Raw genomic sequence first — 19,574 nt, forward strand, 5'->3', positions numbered from 1 at the left:
CCGCGCGCCTCGGGACCCGCCGACACCAACCGCCCGTTGTGGTGGAGTTGTTTTGTTTGGGGGGAGCGGTGGCCTAAGCCGGCCGGCGGGTAAGGCCACGCTTTCCAGTGGCCCCGCCTTTTAGCCTTACCCAGGCTACCGCTAGGGGCCCCAAACAAAACAACTTCACCACAACGGGCACCCCAGCTTTAATCTGGCGCCCAAGCGCCGGCGTCGCCGAAGGCGACCAGGCCGAACCCCGAGGCGAAGCCGAGGCCCAGAGCCCCATCAAACGCAAATCGCGCCCCCAGCCCAAGCCAGAGACGCGATTCGCAGCAACACCTCACCCTATCGGCAACTCAGCCCGCACATCATCCCCATGATGAGTCAACGTAGCCCCACAAGTCCGCAACGCACCCAACGCCGCCGAGTTCCCCGACGCCGTATCCGCCACTATCGTCCGAACCCCCACCGCCGCAGCCTCAGCAACCAGAGCCCGCAAAGCGGCAGTCCCAATCCCCTTCCCCCGCGCCGACCGCCCCAACCACATCCCGGTCTCCGCCTCATCCTGAGAAACCCGCGCCATCCGAATCATCCCAGTCAGACTGCCTTCAGCTTCCACCGCATACATCACAGTCCCATTGGCCCCTTCAAAGTGCGACCGATGGAACTCACGAAAGGCGTTCTCCGCCGCAGGTGTCCACGTAATCGTCGCCTCCTGCACCGGCATCACATCCACCGGCCGCGCCTCATGCACAGCCACCGTCAGCAACCGCTCCGTAGTGGCCTCATCCAGCGGTAACAACCGAACCACCGGCTTGCTCGGCTTGTCCGCTCGCACCACGTCGTGCATGCGTTCCAGGAAGCGGCGGGCGACCGCCAGCTCGCCCCCGTCGAACTCGCGCATGGCGTCGACCATGTCGGTGATGATGCCGCCGTAGAAGGACCAGCCGAGGCGCACGGCCTCGTCCTGCACCGTCAGCAGCACCCGTCTGCGGTCCCTGTTGTCCCGGGTCCGGCGCACGTACCCGGCGCGGACCAGGCGGTCGACCAGCGCGGTGACCGAGGCGGAGTTGAGCGCCAGCTTGCCGCTGAGCCAACCCGGTGTCGCCGGGATCTCCTCGCGCCGCGCGTCCAGCAGGTGGATCAGCGCGCGCAGATCGGTCGGGTGCAGGCCGTTGGCAGCGGCGAACTCCGAGCCCATCAGGTCGAGCCTGCCGGTGATCCGGCGCAGCAGGTGTACCAGCTCCAGTCCCGCGTCCCCGTCGTCCACGTCCACGTGGCACCTCCGCGTGAGCACTCCGCCCAGTACCGAGTGGACGGCAGTGAGATGAAGAGAGATGAAGTCCGTTCGGTCTACACCGGGAGGCTTTCCCGGGCTTGGCGGCAACGGGCTGAGCGGCTGCCCGGGGTTGACCCGGGCAGCCGCCCACATCCGGCCCGTCCCAGCCGGAGATCTAGCCGCGCAGTGCGCTGATCAGCTCGCCGTTGGTGGTGTCACCGGACAGCTCCCAGAAGAAGGTGCCGCCGAGACCCTGCGAGTTGGCCCAGTTGCGCTTGCCCGCGATGGTCGCCGGGGTGTCGTAGCTCCACCAGTTGGAACCGCAGTAGGCGTACGCGGTGCCCGCGATGGTGCCGTTCGACGGGCAACTGTTCTTGAGGACCTTGTAGTCCTCGATGCCCGCCTCGTAGGTGCCCGGGGCCGCGCCGGTCGCCGTGCCGCCGGGGGCGGCCTGGGTGACGCCGGTCCAGCCGCGGCCGTAGAAGCCCACGCCCAGCAGGATCTTGTTCGACGGGATGCCCTTGGCCTTCAACTTGTTGATCGCGTCAGCGGTGTTGAAGCCGTCGTGCGGGATACCGGCGTACGAGGTCAGCGGGGAGTGCGGGGCGGTCGGGCCCTTGGCGTCCCACGCGCCGAAGAAGTCGTAGGTCATCGGCGAGACCCAGTCGAGGTACTGCACGGCGCCGTTGTAGTCGGTGACGTCCATCTTGCCGCCGTCGGAGGCGTCGGCGGTGATGGCGGCGCTGATCAGGAAGCTCGAGCCGAACTTGCTGCGCAGCGCGGACAGGAGGGTCTTGAGAGCGTCCGGGCCGCTGGTGTCGCAGGACAGACCACAGGCGTTCGGGTACTCCCAGTCGATGTCGATGCCGTCGAACAGGCCCTTCCAGCGCGAGTCGTTGATCAGGTTGTAGCACGAGTTCGCGAAGGCGGCGGCGTTCTTCGACGCCTGGCCGAAGCCGCCGGACCAGGTCCAGCCACCGAAGCTCCAGAGGACCTTCAGGTTCGGGTACTTCTTCTTCAGCTTGATCAACTGGTTGAACGAGCCGCGCAGCGGCTGGTCCCAGTTGTCGGCGACACCGTCGACGCTCTGGTCGGCCGTGTAGGCCTTGTCGTAATCGGCGTAGGAGTCGCCGATGGCGCACTGGCCGTTGGTGACGTTGCCGAACGAGAAGTTGATGTGCGTCAACTTCGCGGCCGAGCCACTCGTGTCGATGTTCTTGACGTGGTAGTTGCGGCCGTAGACGCCCCAGTCCACGAAGTAGCCGATCGTCTTGCCGCCGCCACCGCCGGGGTTGGTCGTGGTGGTGGTCGTCGTCGTGGACGGCTTCGTGGTGGTCGTGCTGCTGGTGGTCGTCGTGGTCTTGGTGGTGCTCGTGGTGGTCGTCGTCTTGGTCGTGGTGGTCGTGGGACCCGTACCACCGGAGCAAGCCGCGCCGTTGAGCGTGCAGTTACTCGGATTCCCCGGCCCGGTGCCGTTGAAGCCGAACGAGGCGGTGCCACCGACCGGGACGGAGCCGTTCCAGGACAGGTTGGCGAACTTGTAGTGGTCGCCCGTCTTGGTCAGCGCCGCGTCCCACGCGGACGGGATGGAGGTGCCCGACGGAAGGTCGAACTCCACCGCCCAACTGGACAGCGCCGTGGAGCCACCGTTGGTGATGGTCACCTTGCCGCTGAAGCCGGTGCCCCAGTCACTGGTTTTCTGGAATTCGGCTGTGGGAGTGGTCGCGCCACTGGCTGGCGCGACCACGATCCCGAGCGTGACAGCCGCCGCGGCCACAGCGGCCGCGGTGAGATGCCATCGGAACCTGGACAATTGTTCACCTCGAAGGGGAGCAGGGATAACAGTGTCTACCGTGGTCCAGACCAATTATTCGGGACAAGGTCTAGACCAATAGTCTCACTCGGACGGACTAATCGTGTCAATCGAGTGGACCGCACTGGTGCGCGTGGGACTACGCGCGGTCACTAATTCGTCAGGCCGGTGGGGTCGGTATGTCTGAGTCGCCCGGAAACCGCCGAACCGGCGATCACCTCGGCGGCGGCACGCAGGCTCGCCCACGAACCGCCGAAGGTGTCGATCCGGCCCAGCGTGCCCAGTTCGGGCCCCGGTGCGCCGGTCTCGACCTGCACGACCGAGGCCGCGGCCCGGACCAGGCCGCTGACCAGGTCGAGCACCGCCGGGTGCCGGTGGGCGTCCCGGGTGGCCACCACGACCTCGCGCCCGTGCGCCCGCTCCAGCAGGTCGCCCGGCTCGGCCGCGGTCACCCGCACCGCCGTGGACCCCGGCAGCAGCTCCGCCACGTGCGGGCCCAGGCCCCACGGGACGTTGCCCGCCGCGATGGTCGGTTCCACCACGACGTCGACCACCAGCGGTCGGTCGGACAGCGCGGGCAGGTGGGTGGTCCGCAGCGCCTTGCGCGCCACGGTCATCCCCAGCTCGACCTCGTCCCTGGTCACCAGGGTGCCGGTGCCCAGGCTGCTCAGCGACCTGGTCCGCTCGGCGGCCTCGGCGAGCCGTTCCTCGGTGAGCGTGCCCGCCTCGACCGCGGCCACGATCCGGTCGATCACCGCCGAGATCGCGTCGGCGTCGGAGATCTCGCCGCCGACGCACAGCGCGTCCGCACCCGCCCTCAGGGCGCGGACCGAGGCGTCGGCGAGCCCGGCGGCGTTGCCCAGGTGCCCGGCGACCGCCCCCATCTCCAGCGCGTCGGTGACGACCGCGCCGGTGAAGCCCAACTGCCCGCGCAGCACCTCCTGGATGGCGGTGGCGTTGACCGTGGCGGGGTCGTCGCCCCAGCGCGGCACCACCAGGTGCCCGGTCATCACCGACCGGGTGCCCGCGGCGATGGCGGCCCGGAACGGCACCAGTTCCATCGCGTCGAGCTCCTCCGGTGTGCGGGGCAGCACCGGGAGGGTGAAGTGCGAGTCGGAGGTGGCCGCCCCGTGCCCGGGGAAGTGCTTGGCGCAGGTCGCCACGCCCGCGCTCTGCATGCCGCGGATGTAGGCGCCCACGTGCGCGGCCACCGCGTACGGGTCGGAGCCGAAGGCGCGCACGCCGATGATCGGGTCGTCCAGGGTGAGCGTCAGGTCCGCGCACGGCGCGAGGTCCAGGGTGACCCCGCAGGCGGCGAGCCGGGCGCCCAGCGCGGCGCCGACGTCGGCGGTGAGGCCGAGGTCGCCCGCCGCGCCGAGCGCCAGCGGTCCGGGCAGCCTGGAGCCGGTGGCGACGTCGAGCCTGGTGACGTCGCCGCCTTCCTCGTCGATGCCGACCACCACGTCGTCGCGTTCGGCGCGCAGTTGCGCGGTCAACGCGGCGACCTGCTCGTCGTCGACGATGTTGCGCCCGAACAGCACCACCCCGCCCAGCCCGGCGGCGAGCCGGGCGCGGACCCAGTCCGGGGCGGTGGTGCCGGTGAAACCGGGCAGCAGCACCGCCTCGGCCAGTGCGCGCAGACGGGAGTTCGCCTCGGCCATCAGCCCTTCACCGCCCCGGCGGTCGCGCCGGAGACCAGCTTGCGCTGGACCAGCAGGAAGAAGATCAGCGCGGGAATCGCGTAGATCACCGAGGCGGCCATGATGCCGCCCCAGTCGGTGCCGAACGCGGTCTTGAACGACGAGAGCCACACCGGCAGCGTCTGCTTGTCCTTCTCGCGCATGAACACCAGGGCGTAGAGGAACTCGTTCCACGCGGTGATGAAGCTGAACACCGAGGTCGCCACCAGGCCGGGGCCCAGCAGCGGGAAGGTGATCCGGCGGAACACCCCCCAGCGTCCACAGCCGTCGACCATCCCGGCCTCCTCCAGCTCAACCGGGATGCCCTTGACGAAGCCGCGCAGCGTCCACACGGTGAACGGCAGCGTGAAGGCCACGTAGACCAGGCCGAGGCCGAGCAGCGAGTTGAGCAGGTCGGCGTCGCGCATGATCAGGTACATCGGCACGAACAGCGCCTCCAGCGGCGCCATCTGGGCGACGAGCACCAGCAGGATGAAGCCCTTGCGGCCGCGGAAGCGCAGCCGGGCCAGCGGCACCGCGGCCAGCATGCCCGCGAGCAGCGCGCAGGCGACCGCGCCGAGGGTCACGACGAGGCTGTTGGTGAGGAAGGTGCCGAAGTCGGGCTTGGTGATGGCGTTGGTGAAGTTCTTCAGCGTCGCCGACAGCGGGATCAGGTCGTAGTCCGGGGACAGGATCTGCGCCGGTGTCTTCAGGGCGGTGGTGAACATCCAGTACACCGGGAACACGAAGACCGCGGCGACCAGCAGCCCGAAGACCGTGAGCACCACCCGCTGGGCGCGGGACTTTCGCAGCATGGCTCAGAGCTCCGTTTCCGGTGAGCGGACCAGCAGCCGGACGTACCGCCAGGTCACCGCGACCAGGATGACCAGCATCAGCACCGCGACCGCGGCCGAGACGCCGAAGTGGCTGCCCGCGATGCCCTTGAGGTAGAGCAGCACCGGCAGGGTCGTGCTCTTGCCGTCCGGGCCGCCTTGGCGGATCGCCCAGACCTGGGTGAACGCCCGGAAGTCCCACAGCACGGACAGGAACGTGGTCAGCATCAGCAGCGGGCGCACCGAGGGCCAACTGACCGCGCGGAACGCGGACCAGCCGTTGGCGCCGTCGATGGCGGCGGCCTCGTAGAGGTCCTTCGGCGTGCCGATGAGCCCGGCGTAGAGGGTGAACGCGATGAACGGCACCGCCTGCCACACGATCAGGATGCCGATGACGGTCAGCGTGCTGGTGCCGGTGCTGAACCAGGAGTAGCCCTGGTAGGAGTCGAAGCCCAGCTTGACCAGGGTCTTGTTGAGGATCCCGTAGTTCTGGTCGAACATCCACTGGAAGATCGTGGTGGTCGCCACGATCGGGGTGGCCCAGGCCAGCACCAGGCAGACCTGCAGCACCACCCGCACCCACCCGGCGAGGTGGCGCATCAGCACGGCGATGCCCAGGCCGATCAGCAGCGTCGAGGCGACCAGGACGACGGTGAAGACGGCGGTGCGCAGGCTGATGACCCAGAAGTCCGGGTCGGTCAGCACGTTCTTGTAGTTGTCGAAGCCGACCCACTTGACCTCGCCGCGCACCAGTTCGCCGAGGTCGAGCTTGCGGAAGCTGATGAACAGCACCTGCACCGCGGGCCAGCACAGCAGCGCCAGCATCACCAGCACGGCGGGGCCCAGCATCAGGTAGGGGGTGGCCAGGTCGGACAGGGAGCGACGGGCCCGGCGCCGGACGCCGGGCCGCGCGGCCGGCGGGGGAGTCCCCGCCGACCGCGCGGTGTCCACGGTTGAGGTCATCATGTCCCTCTAGCTGGAGAACGCCTTGTTCAGCGCGTCGTCAGCGTCCTTGGTGGCCTGCTCGAAGGTCTTCGCCCCGGTCAGGTAGGCGGTCAGCATGTCCTTGATCGGGTTCTGACCGGCCTCGATGGTGGCCCAGCCCGGGGTGGCCGGGGTGGACTTGCCGTTGGGGGAGGCCTTGGCCATGGCCGCGTTCACCGGGTCCGCCTGCAGCGCGCTGACGTCCTTGGAGGTGCCCGGGATCATGCCCGCCTTGGCGAACTGGGCCTGGTACTTGTCGCTGGTGATCAGCTTCAGGTACTCGCGGGCCAGGTCCTTGTTCTTGCTGTTGCCCGGGATGGCCAGGTCCGAACCGCCCTGGAAGACCGGCGCGGTCTGCCCGGCGGTCTTCGACGGGATCGGGAAGCCCGAGGTCTTGTCCTTGATGGTGGGGTCGGACTTGGCCGCGGTGGCGACCTCCCACGGCAGCGCGACCATCATCGCGACCTTGCCCTGGCCGAAGATGCCCGCCTGCTCCGGGGTCTGCTCGTCGGCGTCCTTGGGCGCCTTGGTGCCGGAGACGTCCACGAGCTGCTTGTAGAAGTCCAGCGCCGCCTTGACCTCGGGGGTCTCCAGCGAGCCGGTGAACTTCTTGCCGTCCTGCTTGGCGATGTCGCCGCCCTCGTCGTAGATGAACGACAGCAGGGTGTACCAGTTCTGGCCGGGCAGGTAGAGGGCCTGGAAGTTCGGGTCGCTGCCGAACTTGGCCTTCAGCTTGCCGATCGCGTCGAGCCACTCCTGCCGCGAGGTCGGGGGGGCGGTGATGCCCGCCTGCTCGAACAGGTCCTTGCGGTAGAGGATCTCGCGGTTGGCCGCGTAGAACGGCACGGCGTACTGCTTGCCGTCCCACTGGCCGGAGGCCTTGAGGCTGGCCAGCCAGTTGGCGCCGTTGAAGTCGTTGACGTTGGCGGTGACGTCCTCGAGCACGCCGTCACTGGCGAACTTCGGCGCCTGGGTGTTGCCGATCTCGATGACATCCGGCGGGTTGTTGCTGGCCAGCGCGGTGGTGAGCTTGTCCTGGATGCCGTTCCACTGCTGGATCTCGTACTTGACGGTGACGTCCTTGTGCGAGTCCTGGAACTCCTTGTTCAGCTCGTCGGTCAGCGTGGTGGGCGCCGAGCCGTTCATCAGCCACACGGTGATGGTGCGCGGGCCGGCGGGCGGTGCCGTCGTGGTGCCGCTGGAGCTGGAGCTGCTCCCGGACCCGGCACACCCCGCGACCGTCAGGGCGACCGCGACCCCTCCGATCAAAGCCTTCGACCAAACTCTCACAGTGATGCATTCCTTCCGGACGCTGCTCCCCCCGGCACGAGGGGAGCGAAGGACTTGAGTGGTTTAGACCATTGCGATTAGAGTGGTCCGTACTTCTCGGGCTTGTCAAGATAAATGCTTAAACGTGACATCAGATGTCCGTCTCGACGCGGGTCGCCGACGCATGGGCGAGCAAGGAACAACATGGGTGAGAACCTGCCCGGCGATGCCGTGGAAAACGGCAAAAAATCGCCTCGAACACCGAAGCACTGGGAGCTCAAGGAGCGGCTCGCCGAGCTGCTGCGCGCCGTCTCCCCCGGCGGCTCGCTGCCCGGGGAGCGAGCCCTGGCCAGCGAGTTCGGCGTGTCCCGCACGACCGTGCGCAAAGCGCTCGCCGAGCTGACCGCGGAGGGCAGGCTGACCAGGGTGCACGGCAGCGGCACCTTCGCGGGCGAGGGCAAGCTGACCCAGCGGCTGCAACTGTCCTCCTACACCGAGGACATGCGCTCGCACGGCCGCAGACCGACGTCGTCCCTGCTCGACGCCCGGATAGGGGCCGCCGACCCCGAGCTGGCCGCCCTGCTGGGCATCCGCTCCGGCGACGACGTGCTGCGGCTGCGCAGGCTCCGCCGGGCCGACGGCGAGCCGATGGCGATCGAGACCTCGCGGCTGCCGCTGCCCCGCTTCCCCGGCCTCGACCGCTACGTCGGGGACAGCTCGCTCTACGGCGTGCTCTACGAGCGCTACGGCGTTGAACTGGGCCACGCGGAGGAGACGATAGAGACCGCGTTGGCCACCCCGGCCGAGGCCGCGCTGCTCGGAAACGAGGCGGGCGCGTTGATGCTGCTGCTCTCCCGCCATTCCTTCGACACCGAGGGCAGGCCGGTGGAATGGGTCCGCTCCGTTTACCGGGGCGACCGTTACAAGTTCGTTGCCACCCTCGTCTCGCCGAACGTCGTCCACTCGTCGGACGTATCCGGGGAAGGCGGCCGAGAACTCTGAGCGCGTTATCCGGTCCGGTCGGCGAACCGGACCGGAATGAATTCCCCGGCCGCGTTCGGACCGCGGTCCGCCTGGCTCCTCTCCTGTCCGCCGTGCTGGGTCTGTCCACCGTGCTGGGTCGAGCGGTGGTCGGTAGAGCGGTCGGTCCGGCGTGCCGCGCGGTGGGGACGGTGCGGCGGCGCTCACCGGTCCGCGCGGGGGCGGCCCGGCACGCCGGGTCTGCGCTGCCAGGGCAGCGGACCGGTCAGCGGCCGGTACTCCACCCCGAGTGCGTCGAGCCGGGGCAGGTGGTGCTCGGCCACGCGGTCCACGAACTCCTCGACGGGACTCGCGTCGTCGGCACCGGTTCCCGGTTCCAGCCGCGGGCTCCACACCACCTCCGCGAACGCCGCGAGGCGGGGGAAGGCAGCGTAGTCGACCCGGCGCGGATTGTCGAAGTACTCCGACCACAGTTGCGCCTGCGCGCCGAGCACCCGGTGGTGCGCGTGCTCGGGCAACTCCGCCGGGATGGGCTCGTACGCCCGCACGTCGGCCAGGGTGCGCACGAAGCCGACCGGGATCGGCTCGTCCGGGCTGTCGGACTGGCGGTGGTCGAGGTAGACCCGCTGTTCCGGGCACATGACCACATCGTGCCCCCCGACGGCGGCGCGCACACCCGCTGCCTCGCCCCGCCAGGACGCCACGATCGCGCCCTCCGGCAGGTCACCGGCGTCGATGATCTCGTCCCAGCCCAGCGTGCGTCGCCCGTTCGCGGCGAGGTGGCGGGCCAGCGTCCGGATGAACCAGCCGTGCAGGTCGTCCGGGGAGTCCAGGTCCAGGTCGCGGACCCGCTCCTTGACCGGGACGCTGTCGTGCCACTGGGTGGTGGGCACCTCGTCGCCGCCGAGGCAGATGACCTCGGAGTCGAAGATGTCCATGACGTGGTCGAGCACCGCGCGCAGGAAGGTCAGCGTGGTCTCCGACGGGTCGAGCACGACCTCGCTGACGCCCCAGCCGTGCCAGACGTCGACCTGGTCCCCGGTGACGCCCAGTTCCGGGTAGGCGGCGATGGCGGCCTGGCTGTGTCCGGGCAGGTCGACCTCGGGGACCACGGTGATGTGCCGGGCCTTGGCGTAGGCGACGATCTCGCGCAGGTCGGCGGTCGGGTAGTAGCCGCCGTGCGGGCGGTTGTCGTGCGTCGGGTCGCCGTCGGGTTGCCTGCCCACCCAGGTGCCCGCCCGCCAGGCGGCGACCTCGGTGAGCCTGGGGTAGCCGGGGACCTCGACCCGCCAGCCCTGGTCGTCGGTCAGGTGCAGGTGCAGCACGTTGAGCTTGTGCGCGGCCATCAGGTCCAGGAACCGCAGTACCGCGGCCTTCGGCATGAAGTGCCTGGCCACGTCCAGCAGCACGCCGCGCCAGCCGAACCGCGGGTGGTCCTCGATCTCGCCGCACGGCAGCGTCCACGGGCCGTCGTGGATGTCGGCGGCGCGGAAGGCGTCCGGGCCGAGCAGTTGGCGCAGGGTCTGGGTGGCGTGGAAGGCGCCTGCCGGATCGTGCGCGACGGCGGTGACCCCGGTGGGCGAGATGGAAAGTCGGTATCCCCCGGGGTGTGGCACGGCGGTCGGGTCGAGCGCCACTGTGGAGGGGTCGAGCAGCGCCGCGGGCGAGTCCACCGCCAGCTCTCCCGCCGCCGCCCTGGCCGACACCGGCCGGGGGAGCAGGGTCGCGAAGCCGGTCATCGGGTCCGTTCCCTTCAATCCACCAGGTTGCACAATGTGCAACCTATGTTTCACTGGCGGCAATGCTGTGGATGGTAGGGCGGCCGCTCCGGTGGCACAAGCTCCACCCGGTCAGGCGAAGGCGACCCAGCAGGCACCACGCACAGTGACGGCCACCGCCGCCGGTCCGAGCCGCCCCGCGGCCGGGTCCCAGGGCAGCCGGGTGACCGCGCCGGAGTTCTGGTTGGCCACGTACAGACTGGTCCCGTCCGGTCCGAACGCGCAGTGCCGCGGCCACGCCCCACCGGTCGGTGAGGTCTGGACCAATTGTGGCGCACCCGGCTCGATCCGCAAAACCGCCACCGCGTCCTCGCCGCGCGTGGTCACGCAGAGGAACCGCCCGTCCGGGCTCACCGCGATCTCCGCCGGGTAGGTCGGCACCGGCGCGCCCGGCCCGGTCACCACGACGTTCCCGGTGGCCGCCAGGGTGCCCGCGTCGGCGTCCCAGGTCGCCGTGGTCAGCGTCGGCTTGAGCTCGCCGAGCACGTGGACCCGGCTGCCGTCCGGGTCGAACACCAGGTGCCGGGGGCCGGTGCCCTCGGGCAGCCGCAGCCGGGAGTGCTCGGTGATCTGCCCGGTGACCTGGTCGAGCCGGTGCACGAACACCGTGTCCAGGCCGAGGTCGACCGCCAGCAGCCACCGCCCGGACGGGTCCGGCACGACCTGGTGCGCGTGCGGGGCGGCGCCGGTGGTCGGGTCCTCGTGCAGCAGCGCGCAGGCCAGCGGGCCGATCGAGCCGTCACCGGCCAACGGGTGCGAGGCGACCACGCCGTCGGTGTAGTGCGCGGTGACCAGGTAGTCGCCGAACACGGCCAGGTGCGTCGGTCCCGCGCCGCCGGAGGGTTGCGAGCCCCAGACGGCGGGTTGCCGCGGGTCGGTGATGTCCACGGCGCTCACCCGGCCATCGGGCAGTTCCGCCGTCGCGTACAGGGTCTTGCCGTCGGCGGAGAACGCCAGCGCGGACGGCTCCGGCAGTTCGGGCAGCGCGCCGACCACGGTCAGCGCACCGTCCTCCCCGCCCGCGACGACGAGCCCGTCGCCGCCCAGTGTTCCGATGTACGCGGTCAGGTCTGCGGTGGTCACAACGGTGCGCCTGTTCGTTTCGGGGCCGGGAATCGAGGAGGTCGGTCAGAGCTGTCGGTCCGGGGTTCAGAGCGTGGCGCCGGTGCGGCGCAGGGAGTGGCCGGGCAGGGCGCCGGTCGGCTCCCCGTCGGTGAGGACCGGCACCCCGTTGACGAGAACGTGCTCGATCCCGGTTGCCCGCTGCCGCGGTTCGGCGAACGTGGCGGTGTCGCCGACCGTGGCCGGGTCGAACAGGACCAGGTCGGCGGCGTGGCCAACCCGGACCAGGCCGCGGTCGGTCAGCCGCAACCTGCGGGCGGCCCGGCCGGTCAGGTGCGCCACGCACTCCTCCAGGCCGAGGACGCCGAGCTCGCGCACGTAGTGGCCGAGGTAGCGGGGGAAGGTGCCCCAGCCGCGCGGGTGCGGCCGGTCGCCGACCAGCAGGCCGTCGCTGCCGCCGGTGTGCGCGGCGTGCCGCATGATCGCCCGCACGTTGTCCTCGTGGCCGACGTGCATCAGGCAGGAGGTGCCCAGCCGCTCGGCGACCAGCGTGTCGGCGAACAGGTCGAACGGGTCCACCCCGGCCGCGGCGGCCGACTCGGCGACGGTGCGGCCGACCAGGTGCCGGTTGCGGTCCAGCCGCACCCCGTTGATCTCGATGGTGGTCCAGTCCACCGGGACGCCGTGGCAGCCGTCCGAGCCGGTCACCTCCAGATCGGCCCTGACCAGCGCCCGGGTGTCCACATCGGACAGTCGGGCCAGTGTGTCGTCGGCGCCGCCCGCCGCCGCCCAGCTCGGCAGCAGCGCGGACAGGTAGGTGGCGCCCGCCAGGTACGGGTAGCTGTCCAGGGTGATGTCCGCGCCGCGCGCCGCCGCCTCGTCGAGCAGCGCCAGCAGGTCACCCGCGCGGCCCTTGTTCTCCGGGAAGTTCATCGTGGCGTGCGCCAGGTGCAGCGGGCAGCCGGTGCGCAGGCTCAGGTCCACCATCTCCCGGTAGGCGTCCAACGCGCCCGCGCCGTAGCTGCGGTGGTGCGGGCTGAAGTAGCCGCCGTGCGCGGCGACGACCTCGCACAGCGCATCCAGTTCGGCCAGGTCGGCGTACATGGCGGGGGCGTAGGTGAGCCCGGCGGACAGGCCGACCGCGCCTTCCCGGAGCCCGGTGGCGACGACCGCGCGCATGCGGTGGATCTCGTCGGTGGTGGCGGGGCGGTCGTCCCAGCCCATCACCAGCATCCGCACCGTGCCGTGCGGCACCAGGTAGGCGGCGTTGACGGCGATGCCCTTGTCCAACCTGCCCAGGTAGCAGCCGACGGTGCGCCAGTTCCAGTCGAACCCCTCCGGGTCGCCGTTCCAGCCAGCCAACTGCGCCCGCAGCACCTCGATCGTCGCGTCGTCGACCGGCGCGTACGACAAGCCGTCCTGCCCCAGCACCTCCAGCGTCACGCCTTGCGACACCTTCGCCACGTGGTCGGGCTCGGCCAGCAGCCGCAGGTCCGAGTGCGAGTGCATGTCGACGAACCCGGGCGCCAGCACCAACCCGCCCGCGTCCACCGCGCTCGCGCCGGTGGTCGGCAGGCAGCCGGTCGGGTCGATCGCGGCGATCCGACCGGCCACCACCCGAACGTCGGCCCGGTAACCGGGGGAGCCGGTGCCGTCCACGACTGTTGCCCCTCGGAAGAGGAGTTCCGGTGCGTCCATGTCAGAAGAAGGTACGGACAAGGTCCACGACCGTCTCCCCGTCGGTCCCCGTCAGCGGCACCAGTTGCCACTTGTCGAACACCGTGCACGGGTGCGACAGGCCGAGCCCGACCCAGTCACCCACCTCGACGGTCGAGTCGTCCTCGAGCGCCAGGAACGCGTGCTGGTCGTTGAGAGCGGTCACCCGCGCCCCGTTGAGCGCGTGCGTCCCGGCGGCGTTGCGCAGCACCTGCGGCTCGGGCAGGTCCAGGTCGTAGGGCACGTCCCGCTTGCCGACCGCCAGCAGCGCCAACCCCGGCTCGGGCCGCGACGTCACCTGCGCCCACGCCCGCAACGCCGACCGCAGCGGCGGGGCCTCGGTCAGCCTCGGGTGCGCGCCCAACGGGGAGATGTCGCGGTAGAAGCCGTCGTCGTGGGTGATGTAGGCGCCGCTGCGCAGCACCGGCAGAACGGTCAGCCCCGCGGGCCACGGCGCGGTGAGCGCGTCCGCGACCCGGTCGAAGAACGCGCTGCCCCCCGCCGTGACGATCACCCGCTCGGTCTCGAACCGCCCCCGCAACATGACCACGGTCTCTCGCACCCGCCGCAGGAACGCGTCCACCGCCGCCAAGCTCTCGTCGCCGCCGTCCGACCCCGCGGGCCCCTCGTACCCGCCGACCCCCGCCAACCGCAACACCGGGCTGCGCTCGATCGCCGCGGCGACCGCCCGCGCCGTCGACTGGTCCCGCACCCCCGTCCGCCCCCCGGCGATCCCCACCTCGACCAGCACGTCCACCGCCCGCGGCGCGTCCCTGAGCCCCTCGGTCATCAGCTCAACCGCCCGCACCGAGTCCACCCAGCTCACGAACTCGAACCCCGGATCGGCGAGCTCGCCCACCAACCACGCCAACCCACCCGGATCCACCAGCGCGTTCGCGAACAGCACCCGACTCACCCCGAACGCCCGGTACACCCGCGCCTGCCCCACCGCGGCCGCCGTCAACCCCCACGCCCCGTGATCGATCTGCCGCGCGAACAACGACGGCGCCATCGACGTCTTCCCATGCGGCGCCAACGCCAACCCGCGCTCCGCGCACCACGACGCCATGGTCTCCAGGTTGTGCTCGACCGCCTCGTTGTCCAACGCCACCACCGGCCCGACAAACCCATCCCGGAACAACCCCGGCCGCCGCGCCACCGCCTCCCGCACGGTCAACCCGAACAACCCACCCGGCACCGACTTGAACCGCCAGTCCAAGGTCTCCTCGGCCAACCGCGCCACCGCGCCCCGGTCAATCCCCGCCCGCTCCACAGGCCCTCCCATCACAACCCCGACCCACCAACCACTCACCCGCGATCACACACGCGCCCCCACCCCCCGCACATCCGCCCGTCGACTGATCCCACACCGAGACAGCGTGATCACCGTCCGTACCCCTGGCTCACCACAGCCCCCCGCCCCCGCCGCTCGTGCCACAGCCGCCCTCGCCACCACCGCTGCTCCGTCACAGCACGCACCACCACACCCGCCACCGCCGCTTTCGCCACGGCACTCGCCGCCACCGCTACTGGCACCACACCAGCCATCTCCACTCGTGCCTCGGCCGCTATCCCGCCACAGCACTCACCACCGCCGCTTGCCGTAGCACTCGCCGCCACCACACCAGCTACCGCCGCTGGTGCCATGGCCACTGCCCCGCCACTCACCATCGCGCTCCTGCCGCAGCATTTGCCGCCACCACACCAGCCACTGCCGCTCGTGCCACAGCCGCTACCCGCCACAGCACTTGCCGCCGCCGCCACGGCGCCGCCGCCACGGCGCCGCCGCCACAGCACTCACCACTGCGCCCCCGCCACGACCGCACCTCGTTCCCGTTTCTGTTCCCCAACTTCTCACCCGGTCCAGCGCTTGACTCGTGCTCCACCCGGGTCCAGGCAGGAGCCCGCCCACCCGGGGGCCGGGGGCCCATTCCTGAAGGTAGCGCGGATCGTGGCTTGTCAAGAGGGGTGACGAGTCTGCTGTGGATGGGCGGATGGGATGTGGACAGCCCGTCTGCCAAGGGCGGCCGGGTGGTAGACCTTGGCCCGTTGTGGGCGGTTGGAACGCAGACAGCCGTTGTGGGACGGACGCGCCAGCGAGCCTGCTTCGGGCGGATGGGACGTGGGCGGCAGCCCATTGGGGTGGATGCGACGCAGGCAGTGGTCCCGCTGTGCGGCGGAGGGACAGCGAGCCTGCCGTGGGCGGACGAGAGGTAGCCGGCGACTTGTTGTGGCGGATGCGACGCAGGCGGCGGTCCTGCTTGTGGGGCGGAGGGACAGCGAGCCTGCCGTGGGCGGACGAGAGGTAGCCGGCGACTTGTTGTGGCGGATGCGACGCAGGCGGCGGTCCTGCTTGTGGGGCGGAGGGGCGGCGAGCGTGCTGTGAGTGGCGAGACGTAGACAGTGGCCCGTTGCGGGCGGGACGCAGATAGCCCGCCGTAGGACGGACGGGCCGGCAGACCCCCTGTGAGCGCGCGAGACGTGAGGGCAGCGTGTCCGCCGCTCGGTGGGTGGAGCCTGTGGCAAGAGCACTGTCCCGCCCGTCACGTCGGAGGGGTTGCATGATTTGCAACGAGTAGTGCGTCAGGTGATACGCAGTGTGTAGCATCTGGCCGGTGTCGGTCAATCGGCCGTGGAGGGGTGGGGATGCGGGTGGCCGAGGTGGTGTGCCTGGGGGAGTCCATGGCCGTGTTCGTGCCCGCCGAACCGGGGCCGGTGGAGCGGGTCAGCCAGTGGACCCGGACCATCGGCGGCGCCGAGTCGAACGTGGCGTGCACGTTGGCCCGCCTCGGGGTCCGGTCCGCTTGGGTGAGCGCGGTGGGTGATGATCCGTTCGGCCGGGCCGTCGTCGATTCGGTGCGGCGGGCGGGGGTCGACACGAGTGGCGTTGTGGTCGACCCGACGCGGCCGACCGGGCTGTACGTCAAGACCACCCCGGTCCGCTACTACCGGCGGGGGTCGGCGGCGGCCGCGATGGGGCCGGACGTCGTCGAGCGGCTCGACCTCGCCGGGACCAAGATCGTGCACGTCAGCGGTATCACGGCCGCGTTGTCGCCGGGGTGTCTCGCTCTCCTTCGGGCGGTCATGGACCTGCCCCGGACCTCCCACCAGGTCTCCTTCGACCTCAACTGGCGCCCGGCGCTCGGGGCCGATCCGGGTGTGCTGCGTGACCTCGCCGACCGGGCCGACATCGTGCTCGTCGGCGCTGATGAGGCTGAGGCCGTGTGGGGCACCACGACACCGGCCGCGATCCGGGACCACCTGCCCGGCCCGCGCACCATCGTCGTGAAGCAGGGGGATGTGGGGGCCACGCTCATCTCCGGCGATCACCGGGTATTCGTGCCCGCGCTCAAGGTCGAGGTCGTCGAGCCGGTTGGCGCGGGCGACGCGTTCGCGGCGGGGTTCCTCGCGGCGCTGCTCGACGGGCATCCGCCCGCCAGGGCGCTCCGGGCCGGGCACCTCCGGGCCGCCACCGTTTTGTGCTCCCACCACGACGTCACCGAGCCGCTCACCGGTCCGGTGGTCGCGGACCTGCTCGACGCGGACGCCGAGACGTGGGCGTCGGTGACCTTCACCGAGGCGGGCATCCGATGAGCCAGAGCCTCGACCGCGCGTTGACCCTGCTCGACGCCCTCGCCGACGGACCCAGCACCCTCGACCAGCTCGCCGAGCGCGCGGGCGTGCACAAGACGACTGTGCTGCGGCTGCTGCGGACCCTGGAGGCGCGGCGGTTCGTGCAGCGCGACGACGCCAGGCACTACCGGTTGGGCACCGCGTTGTTCGACCTGGCCAACCGGTCGTTGGACAGCCGGGACGTGCGGCGGGCCGCCGAGCCCGCGTTGCGGGAGCTCAACGAGCTGACCGGGCACACCGTGCACCTCGCCAGCTATGAGGGCGGCGAGGTCGTCTACATCGACAAGTACGAGAGCCGCCACCACGTGCGGATGTACTCGCGGGTCGGGAAGCGGGCCGCGCTGCACTGCACGGCGGTGGCGAAGGTGCTGGTGGCCGCGTTCGACGAGCCGCGGCGCGAGCGGGTCGCCCGCGGGATCGAATACGTGCGGATGACCGACAACACGATCACCTCCGCCGAGGCGTACCTGGCGGAGCTCGCGGCGGTCGCCGAACGCGGGTGGGCGCTCGACGACTCCGAGCACGAGGACTTCATCCACTGCGTGGCCGCGCCGGTGCGGGGGCCGCGTGGGGCGGTGGTCGCGGCGGTGTCGGTGTCGGTGCCGCGGATGCTGCTCGACCACGACGGGCTGCTCGCGCTCGTCCCCGACCTGCTCCGCGCCGCCGACCGGGCGTCGGCGGCGTGCGGGCACACCGAGGCCGACCCGGCCTGACCGGCAACACCCACCCAGGAGGAGTTCCATGCCCAGGACCGCCATCACCCCGTTCGCCGCGCCGTCGGACGTGCCGATCTCGCCGGGGGTGCGCAAGGGCAACATCGTGCAGGTGTCCGGCCAGGTCGCGTTCCACCCCGAGACCGGCGAGGTAGTCGGCACCACCGTCGCCGAGCAGACCGAGCAGGTGCTGCGCAACGTGCTCGCGGTGCTCGACGCGGCGGGCGCGAGCGAGGCGGACGTGGTGATGTTCCGCGTCTACCTGACCGACAAGACCCACTTCGCGGCGATGAACGAGGTCTACTCGCGGTTCATCTCCGACCCGCGCCCGGCCCGCACCACCGTCTACGTCGGTCTCCCGGACGGGCTGCTGGTGGAGATCGACGCCCTGGCCGTGCTCGACTGAGGTCGGCGGCTTCCTCGGCGACGACGGCCGAGTGCGGCGGGTAGCGTGGTCGGGGTGACCGAAGCCCCCGGGGAGTTCGCCGAGTTCTGGCGCGAACGGCACCTGTGCACCCTGACCACGCTGCGCCCGGACGGGACCCCGCACGTCACCCCGGTCGGCGCCACCTACGCCGACGGGATCGCCAGGGTGATCACCTCCCGCGGCTCCCGCAAGGTGCGCAACGTCCGCGCCACCGGCCGTGCCGTACTGTGCCAAGTGGACGGTCGCAGGTGGACGTCGCTGGAAGGCGCTGCGTCCGTGGTGGACGATCCGGTGTCGGTTCGCGATGCCGAGAACCGTTACGCGCGGCGCTATCGCGAGCCCCGCCCCAACCCGGACCGCGTGGTGATCGAGATCGTCGTCGACCGGGTCACCGGTACCGTGACGCCGACCCCATAATCCACAGTGGATGGTGGGATCGGCGCGGCGGGTTGATCAGGTGGTGCCCGCGGCCTTGAGGCCCGCGTAGTCACCCGCGCCGAGCAGCCTGCGCGAGGTGTCGCACGGCGCGCTGGACGGGGTCATCGTCTGGGCGGCGTTGCGGACCTGGTCGACGTGCGCCAGCCCCGCGGTGTGCAGCCGCTCGTGGGTCATCGTGGTCTCCAGGTCGTAGAGTTGCCCCGCGCAGTTCGCGGGCTTGGTGGTGAACCACGTGTAGACGACGTTGTCGATCAGCGCGTCCGAGGCGATCACCTGGCCCTTGGCGTTGAAGAAGGTGCAGGTGTAGGCGAGCACCTTCGGCGGCAGCGAACCCCAGCCGGTGACCGACTTGCCGTCGTTGCCGGTGCAGGTCAGGTCGCTGGCCACCTGCGGCTTGGCGGTGGCGGCGCCGCCGTACTTGTAGTCCGTGGTGAACGAGGTCGGCAGGTTGCAGCGGTTCTTGCCCTTCGCCACGTTGTCGCCCGCGTCGGTGATGGCCCCCAGGGCCGTGCTGGCGACCGCGGCGGGTGCGCCATCGCCGTTGTAGTACCAGGTGAAGGTGCCGCTGACTTTCCAGGTTTTCAGCGCGTAGCTCGAGTCGGTGCACGCGGTCGTGTCGTCGACCGGGCCCGCGGCCCCCGCGAACTGCGCGTCGTCCGCGTCCGCGGCGTAGATGGCCTCGCCGACGACGAACACCTGGTCGTGCGGTGCCGGGTCGGACGCCCTGGGTACGACCGCGACGGCTGCGGAGAGCGCGACGGCGGCGATGACGGTGACCTTGGTGCGGCGCATGGTGACGGGCCCCTTCCATCCAGTGTCGTGTGGTGTGGGTCACTATCGACGTCACCCTGCGCCGGTTCGGGAGCGACGGGGTTGAGCGGACAGTTGCCGTTCGGTTGCAGAAAGTAGCCGCTTGTGGGTGACGGCGCGTCATGCAGGCCGCCGCCGCCGGATCTACGTTGGGATTGCGGACCGGGATCACGAACC

General features: G+C 70.7%; 16 protein-coding genes. 5 read left to right on the plus strand and 11 right to left on the minus strand.

Annotated features, from left to right (window positions below; all coding sequences use genetic code 11):
- Window positions 1–322 precede the first annotated feature (322 nt).
- From H504_RS42310 to H504_RS0105590, 6 genes are all read right to left on the minus strand, one after another.
- The gene (locus H504_RS42310; RefSeq protein WP_211239265.1) at window positions 323–1,258 is read right to left on the minus strand and encodes a GNAT family N-acetyltransferase; all 936 of its coding nucleotides are present in this window, start codon (window positions 1,256–1,258) and stop codon (window positions 323–325) included.
- 178 nt (window positions 1,259–1,436) lie between these two features.
- Entirely contained in the window at window positions 1,437–3,074 is a 1,638-nt protein-coding gene (locus tag H504_RS0105570; RefSeq protein ID WP_026421973.1) for a glycosyl hydrolase family 18 protein, read from the minus strand.
- 152 nt (window positions 3,075–3,226) lie between these two features.
- On the minus strand, window positions 3,227–4,735 hold the full coding sequence (locus tag H504_RS0105575; protein WP_026421974.1) for a glycoside hydrolase family 3 N-terminal domain-containing protein: 1,509 nt from the start codon (window positions 4,733–4,735) through the stop codon (window positions 3,227–3,229).
- On the minus strand, window positions 4,735–5,565 hold the full coding sequence (locus H504_RS0105580) for a carbohydrate ABC transporter permease (protein WP_026421975.1): 831 nt from the start codon (window positions 5,563–5,565) through the stop codon (window positions 4,735–4,737). Before H504_RS0105580 ends, H504_RS0105575 begins: the two co-directional genes overlap by 1 nt.
- A 6-nt stretch (window positions 5,566–5,571) precedes the next feature.
- On the minus strand, window positions 5,572–6,549 hold the full coding sequence (locus H504_RS0105585) for a carbohydrate ABC transporter permease (RefSeq protein ID WP_026421976.1): 978 nt from the start codon (window positions 6,547–6,549) through the stop codon (window positions 5,572–5,574).
- A gap of 9 nt (window positions 6,550–6,558) precedes the next feature.
- Window positions 6,559–7,860 (minus strand): sugar ABC transporter substrate-binding protein, encoded by a 1,302-nt coding sequence (locus tag H504_RS0105590; RefSeq protein ID WP_026421977.1) that lies wholly within the window; start codon window positions 7,858–7,860, stop codon window positions 6,559–6,561.
- Window positions 7,861–8,043: 183 nt separating this feature from the next.
- Here H504_RS0105590 and H504_RS33435 point away from each other — a divergent pair, with 183 nt between their 5' ends.
- Entirely contained in the window at window positions 8,044–8,841 is a 798-nt protein-coding gene (locus H504_RS33435) for a GntR family transcriptional regulator (RefSeq protein WP_051385522.1), read from the plus strand.
- A 182-nt stretch (window positions 8,842–9,023) separates the two neighbouring features.
- Here H504_RS33435 and H504_RS0105600 read toward each other — a convergent pair whose 3' ends face one another.
- The 4 genes from H504_RS0105600 to H504_RS0105615 form a co-directional block, all read right to left on the minus strand.
- Window positions 9,024–10,559 (minus strand): beta-N-acetylhexosaminidase, encoded by a 1,536-nt coding sequence (locus tag H504_RS0105600; RefSeq protein WP_026421978.1) that lies wholly within the window; start codon window positions 10,557–10,559, stop codon window positions 9,024–9,026.
- 111 nt (window positions 10,560–10,670) lie between these two features.
- Window positions 10,671–11,681 carry a lactonase family protein gene (locus tag H504_RS33440; protein WP_051385523.1) on the minus strand — a complete coding sequence of 337 codons (1,011 nt, stop codon included), beginning with the start codon at window positions 11,679–11,681 and terminating at the stop codon, window positions 10,671–10,673.
- A 66-nt stretch (window positions 11,682–11,747) separates the two neighbouring features.
- Complete coding sequence (locus H504_RS0105610) at window positions 11,748–13,358, minus strand: N-acyl-D-amino-acid deacylase family protein (protein WP_026421979.1); 1,611 nt, start codon at window positions 13,356–13,358, stop codon at window positions 11,748–11,750.
- Between the two features lies 1 nt (window position 13,359).
- Entirely contained in the window at window positions 13,360–14,661 is a 1,302-nt protein-coding gene (locus H504_RS0105615) for an amino acid deaminase (protein WP_035303358.1), read from the minus strand.
- A 1,361-nt stretch (window positions 14,662–16,022) separates the two neighbouring features.
- On the opposite strand from H504_RS0105615, the gene H504_RS0105620 reads away from it, so the two are divergent.
- Genes H504_RS0105620 through H504_RS0105635 form a run of 4 tightly spaced genes read left to right on the plus strand, consistent with a single transcriptional unit; the run spans window position 16,023 to window position 18,566 of the window.
- Complete coding sequence (locus tag H504_RS0105620) at window positions 16,023–16,970, plus strand: sugar kinase (RefSeq protein WP_026421981.1); 948 nt, start codon at window positions 16,023–16,025, stop codon at window positions 16,968–16,970.
- Window positions 16,967–17,722, plus strand: a complete 756-nt coding sequence (locus H504_RS0105625) for an IclR family transcriptional regulator (protein WP_026421982.1) — start codon at window positions 16,967–16,969, stop codon at window positions 17,720–17,722. Before H504_RS0105620 ends, H504_RS0105625 begins: the two co-directional genes overlap by 4 nt.
- A 28-nt stretch (window positions 17,723–17,750) precedes the next feature.
- Window positions 17,751–18,128, plus strand: a complete 378-nt coding sequence (locus tag H504_RS0105630) for a RidA family protein (protein ID WP_026421983.1) — start codon at window positions 17,751–17,753, stop codon at window positions 18,126–18,128.
- Window positions 18,129–18,182: 54 nt separating this feature from the next.
- A complete protein-coding gene (locus H504_RS0105635) occupies window positions 18,183–18,566 on the plus strand; it encodes a PPOX class F420-dependent oxidoreductase (RefSeq protein ID WP_026421984.1) in 384 nt (127 codons plus the stop codon).
- Between the two features lie 36 nt (window positions 18,567–18,602).
- Here the strand turns inward: H504_RS0105635 and H504_RS0105640 are convergent, their stop codons facing one another.
- Window positions 18,603–19,379 (minus strand): hypothetical protein, encoded by a 777-nt coding sequence (locus H504_RS0105640; protein ID WP_026421985.1) that lies wholly within the window; start codon window positions 19,377–19,379, stop codon window positions 18,603–18,605.
- Window positions 19,380–19,574 lie beyond the last annotated feature (195 nt).

Source organism: Actinokineospora inagensis DSM 44258, assembly GCF_000482865.1.
GTDB lineage: Bacteria > Actinomycetota > Actinomycetes > Mycobacteriales > Pseudonocardiaceae > Actinokineospora > Actinokineospora inagensis.